6 protein-coding genes are annotated in these 6,000 nt (G+C 41.9%); all 6 read left to right on the forward strand.

Annotation, left to right across the window (positions count from 1 at the left end; translation table 11 throughout):
• Positions 1–21 precede the first annotated feature (21 nt).
• The 6 genes from rfbA (at position 22) to DXA18_RS14165 (ending at position 5,949) form a co-directional block, all read left to right on the forward strand.
• Positions 22–918 (forward strand): glucose-1-phosphate thymidylyltransferase RfbA, encoded by an 897-nt coding sequence (rfbA, locus tag DXA18_RS14140; protein WP_118384441.1) that lies wholly within the window; start codon positions 22–24, stop codon positions 916–918.
• Positions 919–1,036: 118 nt separating this feature from the next.
• The gene (gene rfbB / locus DXA18_RS14145; RefSeq protein WP_118384442.1) at positions 1,037–2,068 is read left to right on the forward strand and encodes a dTDP-glucose 4,6-dehydratase; all 1,032 of its coding nucleotides are present in this window, start codon (positions 1,037–1,039) and stop codon (positions 2,066–2,068) included.
• Positions 2,069–3,010, forward strand: coding sequence for a dTDP-4-dehydrorhamnose reductase (gene rfbD / locus DXA18_RS14150; protein ID WP_118384443.1), 942 nt, complete (start codon positions 2,069–2,071; stop codon positions 3,008–3,010).
• A 78-nt stretch (positions 3,011–3,088) separates the two neighbouring features.
• Complete coding sequence (rfbC, locus tag DXA18_RS14155; protein WP_118384444.1) at positions 3,089–3,697, forward strand: dTDP-4-dehydrorhamnose 3,5-epimerase; 609 nt, start codon at positions 3,089–3,091, stop codon at positions 3,695–3,697.
• Positions 3,698–3,707: 10 nt separating this feature from the next.
• Positions 3,708–4,121, forward strand: a complete 414-nt coding sequence (locus tag DXA18_RS14160) for a GtrA family protein (protein WP_118384445.1) — start codon at positions 3,708–3,710, stop codon at positions 4,119–4,121.
• 1 nt (position 4,122) lies between these two features.
• Complete coding sequence (locus tag DXA18_RS14165; RefSeq protein ID WP_118384446.1) at positions 4,123–5,949, forward strand: glycosyltransferase family 2 protein; 1,827 nt, start codon at positions 4,123–4,125, stop codon at positions 5,947–5,949.
• Positions 5,950–6,000 lie beyond the last annotated feature (51 nt).

The raw sequence follows: 6,000 nt of genomic DNA on the forward strand, positions 1-6,000 counted from the left end.
TGTAATATGCAGGAGGTTCAAATGAAAGGAATTATTTTGGCAGGAGGATCTGGAACAAGACTTTATCCTCTGACGATGGTTACATCCAAACAGTTATTACCGATTTATGACAAACCGATGATCTATTATCCGATGTCTGTTCTGATGAATGCAGGTATCCGTGATATTTTAATTATTTCTACACCACAGGATACACCGAGATTCAAAGAACTGTTGGGAGACGGACATCAGTTTGGCGTGAAGCTGTCTTATGCAGTACAGCCAAGCCCGGATGGACTGGCTCAGGCATTCATCATTGGAGAGGAATTCATTGGTGATGATACCGTTGCGATGGTATTGGGAGATAATATTTTCGCAGGACACGGTATGAAGAAACGTCTGACAACAGCAGTGGAGAATGCAGAGTCGGGTAAGGGTGCTACCGTATTTGGATACTATGTAGATGATCCGGAGAGATTCGGTATCGTAGAGTTTGATCAGAATGGCAAGGCTGTTTCTATTGAAGAGAAGCCAGAGCATCCGAAGAGCAATTATTGTGTAACGGGGCTGTACTTCTATGATAATAAGGTCGTAGAGTATGCGAAGAACCTGAAGCCAAGTGCCAGAGGAGAGTTGGAGATTACCGACCTGAACCGTATTTATCTGGAGGAAGGCAATCTGAATGTAGAACTTCTCGGACAGGGATTCACATGGTTGGATACCGGTACACATGAGAGTCTGGTAGATGCTACAAACTTTGTGAAGACAGTAGAGACACATCAGCATCGTAAGATTGCGTGTCTGGAAGAGATTGGATATCTGAATGGCTGGATTTCCAAAGAGGAAGTGCTGAAGGTATATGAGGTACTGAAGAAGAATCAGTATGGTCAGTATTTGAAAGACGTATTAGATGGTAAATATCAGGAAAACCTGTACTAAACGAGTGATTGCCCAAAACCATTACTCACATGTAAAGCTGATGCGTCATGCTTGCATGTAAGCGGTCGCTTTAAATGTGAGCAAATAATAAAATAACAACAGAAGGAGAAGTATTATTATGACTATTATTGTAACCGGAGGAGCCGGATTTATTGGAAGTAACTTTATATTTCACATGTTGAATAAGTACCCGGATTACAGAATCGTATGCCTGGACTGCCTGACATACGCAGGTAATCTGTCTACACTGGAGCCTGTAATGGATAACCCGAATTTCCGTTTTGTAAAGGCAAGCATTACAGATCGTGAAGCTGTATACAAATTGTTTGAGGAAGAAAAGCCGGATATGGTAGTGAACTTCGCAGCAGAAAGTCACGTAGACCGTTCTATCGAGAATCCGGAAGTATTCCTGGATACCAATATCAAAGGTACAGCAGTGCTGATGGATGCCTGCAGAAAATACGGTATCAAGCGTTATCATCAGGTATCTACGGATGAAGTATACGGAGATCTGCCGTTAGACAGACCGGATTTGTTCTTTACAGAGGAGACACCAATCCACACCAGCAGCCCGTACAGCTCATCAAAGGCCGGTGCAGACCTTTTGGTACTTGCATATCATAGAACATATGGACTGCCTGTGACTATCAGCAGATGCTCAAATAACTACGGACCATATCATTTCCCGGAGAAACTGATTCCGCTGATGATTGCAAATGCACTGAATGACAAACCGCTTCCGGTATACGGAAAAGGTGAAAATGTCCGTGACTGGCTGTATGTAGAGGATCATTGTAAAGCAATCGATCTGATCATTCATAACGGACGTGTTGGCGAGGTATACAATATCGGTGGTCACAACGAAATGAAGAATATCGATATCGTAAAGATCATCTGCAAGGAGCTTGGTAAACCGGAAAGTCTGATCACATATGTAGAAGACCGTAAGGGACACGATATGCGTTATGCAATCGATCCTACCAAGATTCATAATGAACTTGGATGGCTGCCAGAGACCATGTTTAAAGATGGAATCAAGAAGACCATTCAGTGGTATCTGGACAACAAAGAGTGGTGGGAGACCATTATCTCAGGTGAATACCAGAATTATTATGAGAAAATGTATGCACACCGTCAGGAGGTTAAATAAATGAAGGTATTAGTAACAGGAGTAGGCGGACAGCTCGGACATGATGTGATGAACGAGTTGGCACAGCGTGGCTATGAGGGTGTAGGTTCAGACATCAAGGAAGAGTACAGCGGTATTCAGGACGGAACTCCGGTAACCACAATGCCGTATATTCCAATGGATATTACAGATGCTGCATCTGTAGAAAAGGTAATGCGCGAAGTGAATCCGGATGTTATGGTTCACTGTGCAGCATGGACAGCAGTAGATAATGCAGAGGATGAAGATAAACAGGCAATCGTACATGCGATTAATGCAGGCGGTACCGAAAATATTGCAAAGATGTGTAAAGAACTGAATTGCAAGATGGTATATATCAGTACGGATTATGTGTTTGATGGACAGGGCACAGAGCCATGGGAGCCAGATTGCAAGGATTACGCACCTCTGAATGTATATGGACAGACAAAGCTGGATGGAGAGCTTGCTGTATCCGGTAATCTGGACAAATATTTTATCGTACGTATCGCATGGGTATTTGGCAAGAATGGCAAGAACTTTATTAAGACGATGCTGAATGTCGGTAAGACACACGATAAGCTTACAGTTGTAAATGACCAGATTGGTACACCGACGTATACATTTGATCTTGCACGTCTTCTGGTAGATATGATAGAGACAGAAAAATATGGATATTATCATGCAACTAACGAAGGCGGCTATATCAGCTGGTATGATTTTACCAAGGAAATCTTCCGTCAGGCAGTTGCTATGGGACATGAAGAATATTCGGAAGACCGGTTGAGTGTTGCACCGGTAACAACAGAAGAATATGGCGTATCTAAGGCGGCAAGACCATTTAACAGCCGTCTGGATAAGAGTAAGCTTGTGGAAAATGGATTCAAACCATTGCCGACATGGCAGGACGCATTATCCAGATATCTGAAAGAAATCGAGTTTTAATTTTAATAAGTAAACAATAGAATCTGCCTGGTATAATCAACCGGGCAGATTTGGTGTATATAACTGGAGGAAGATAAAATGGGACAGATTAAAGTAGAGAAGAATGCAGGCGGTATTGAAGGACTGTGCGTAATCGAACCGGCAGTTCACGGAGATGCCAGAGGATATTTCATGGAGACTTATAATCAGAGAGATATGGAAGAAGAAGGACTGAATATGGTGTTTGTACAGGATAATCAGTCTAGTTCGACAAAGGGTGTGCTGAGAGGTCTTCATTTCCAGAAAGAATTTCCACAGGGCAAGCTTGTAAGAGTGGTGAAGGGGTCTGTGTTTGATGTGGCAGTAGACTTAAGAAGTGGAAGCGAGACTTATGGAAAATGGTTTGGTGTAGAGCTGACAGAAGAGAATAAGAAGCAGTTCTATATTCCAGAGGGATTTGCACATGGCTTCCTTGTGTTGAGTGATATTGCTGAGTTCTGTTATAAGTGTACAGACTTTTATCATCCGGGTGATGAAGGTGGACTTGCATGGAATGATCCGGAGATCGGTATTACATGGCCGGAGCTTCAGGGTGAATACAACGGAACTCCGTCAGCAGAAGGATATCATCTTGCAGACGGAACAGCATTGAATCTGAGTGACAAAGACCAGAAATGGGCAGTATTAAAGGATACGTTTAAGTTCTAAGGTGCAGAGAATGAAGAAAATAGATAGTACTTTTATCAGATTTGCAATGGTAGGAGTTGCAAATACTATATTTGGTACTGCAATTATGTTCCTGTTTTATAATGTGTTCCATCTGAGTTACTGGGTATCTTCTGCAAGCAATTATATTTTTGGAAGTATTTTGAGTTATTTCCTGAATAAGAATTTTACGTTTCAGAATAAAGAACGCTCATGGCAGGTGGTATTTCGGTTTGTGATTAATATCAGTATATGCTATGCTATAGCATATGGCATTGCAAAACCGCTGGTGCGCATGCTCCTGTCTGGACAGTCTGTCAAGATTCAGGATAATGGCGCGATGCTGGTAGGCATGGTACTGTTTGTAGTGATTAATTATCTGGGACAGAGACTTTTTGTGTTTAAGAAAGAAGCAGCAGGAGAGTAGTATGGATACGTATAAGATAGACTGGTTGAAAATTGTAAAAAGATTATCACCATATAACATAAAAAAAGGTCTGCTTTATATGAAGCATTTTGGACCAAAGGAGTTCTGGATTCGGTTGACGGAACGCTTTCAGGCAGACGATGTGGATTATGAAGAATGGTATAAGAACCACAAGCCGACAATGGAAGAATTACAAAGGCAGCGTGATACAGAATTTGAATACGAACCGTTGATCAGTATTCTGGTGCCTGTATACAATACGCCGGAAGAGTTTCTGAAGCAGATGATCCAGTCGGTGAGAAAGCAGACATACGACAATTGGGAACTGTGTATTGCTAATGCCAATCCTGCCAATGAAACAGTGGCAGAAATCTTACGCATCTCATCTACGAAAGATGAAAGAATTAAGGTAAAAGATGTTCCGGAAAATGAAGGAATTGCACAGAACACGAATGCCGCACTGGCGATTGCAACAGGAGATTATATCGGACTGTTGGATCATGATGATCTGCTGACACCGGATGCACTGTATGAAGTGGTAAAAATGATCAATGAAAATGACAGACCGCAGGTATTGTATTCGGATGAAGACAAGATAACCATGGATCTGTCGGAACATTTTCAGCCACATATGAAACCGGATTATAATAAAGATCTGCTCCGGTCCAATAATTATATTACTCATTTTTTTGTGGCAGAACGTATGCTGGTAGAAGAAGTTGGCGGAGAAGATGGCGAATATAATGGGGCACAGGATTATGATCTGATTCTTAAGTGTACGGAACGGGCAAAGGGAATTGCTCATATTCCAAGAATCTTGTATCACTGGCGAGTACACAAAGCATCAACAGCTGACAATCCGGCAAGCAAGATGTATGCATTTGATGCCGGAAAGAGAGCAATTGAAGATCATCTGAAACGGTGTGGTGAGATTGGTAAAGTGAGCCACGAGAAAGATCTGGGATTTTACCGGGTAAAATATCAGGTGCAGGGCAGTCCATTGATTTCAATCATTATCCCGAACAAGGATCAGGTGGAATCACTGGACAAATGTCTGCGGTCCATTGAAAAGTCTTCTTATAAGAATTATGAGATTATTATTGTAGAGAACAACAGTACAGAGGACGAAACCTTTGCATATTATAAGAAGATTGAGTCTGACAAGATCCGTATTGTATACTGGTCGGATGAATTTAATTATTCTGCAATTAATAATTTTGGCGTAAAACATGCCAGGGGTGACTATCTGCTTCTGCTGAATAACGATGTAGAAGTAATCACGACAGACTGGTTAGAAGAACTTACAGCCAATTGCCAGCGTAAAGATGTGGGGATAGTAGGCGCAAGGCTGTATTATCCGGATGATACGATCCAGCATGCCGGTATTGTGATTGGTATTGGAGGCGTGGCTGGAGCATTGTTTGTAGGAATGCCAAGGATGTTTACCGGATATCTCCACAAAGCATCCATCCAGCAGGATCTGAGCGCAGTGACTGCGGCGTGTATGATGGTGAAGCGATCTGTGTATGAGGAACTTGGTGGCTTGGAAGAAGAGTTGAAGGTTGCGTTTAATGATGTAGACTTCTGCCTGCGGGCAAGAGAAAAGGGATATCTTGTAGTGTATGATCCAAATGTGGAATTATACCATTTTGAATCGAAATCCAGAGGAACGGAAGATTCCAAAGAAAAGATACGCAGATTCCAGAATGAGATCGAATATATGCGGAGTCATTGGCTGGAACTTCTGAAGAAGGGCGATCCAATGTACAATCCGAATCTGACATTAACCAAATGGGATTACAGTCTTCGCAATAATCAAAAAGAATAATCAAAATGATAAAAGCCACAGTGTTTTTCTTAAGTATCAGTTAAGAAAAAC

This window comes from Dorea sp. AM58-8 (assembly GCF_003464045.1).
Classification (GTDB): domain Bacteria; phylum Bacillota; class Clostridia; order Lachnospirales; family Lachnospiraceae; genus Claveliimonas; species Claveliimonas ammoniilytica.

Coding starts and splice junctions, on each gene's coding strand:
- rfbA (WP_118384441.1), top strand. CDS start 22: ATGAAAGGAATTATTTTGGCAGGAGGATCTGGAACAAGACTTTATCCT.
- rfbB (WP_118384442.1), top strand. CDS start 1,037: ATGACTATTATTGTAACCGGAGGAGCCGGATTTATTGGAAGTAACTTT.
- rfbD (WP_118384443.1), top strand. CDS start 2,069: ATGAAGGTATTAGTAACAGGAGTAGGCGGACAGCTCGGACATGATGTG.
- rfbC (WP_118384444.1), top strand. CDS start 3,089: ATGGGACAGATTAAAGTAGAGAAGAATGCAGGCGGTATTGAAGGACTG.
- DXA18_RS14160 (WP_118384445.1), top strand. CDS start 3,708: ATGAAGAAAATAGATAGTACTTTTATCAGATTTGCAATGGTAGGAGTT.
- DXA18_RS14165 (WP_118384446.1), top strand. CDS start 4,123: ATGGATACGTATAAGATAGACTGGTTGAAAATTGTAAAAAGATTATCA.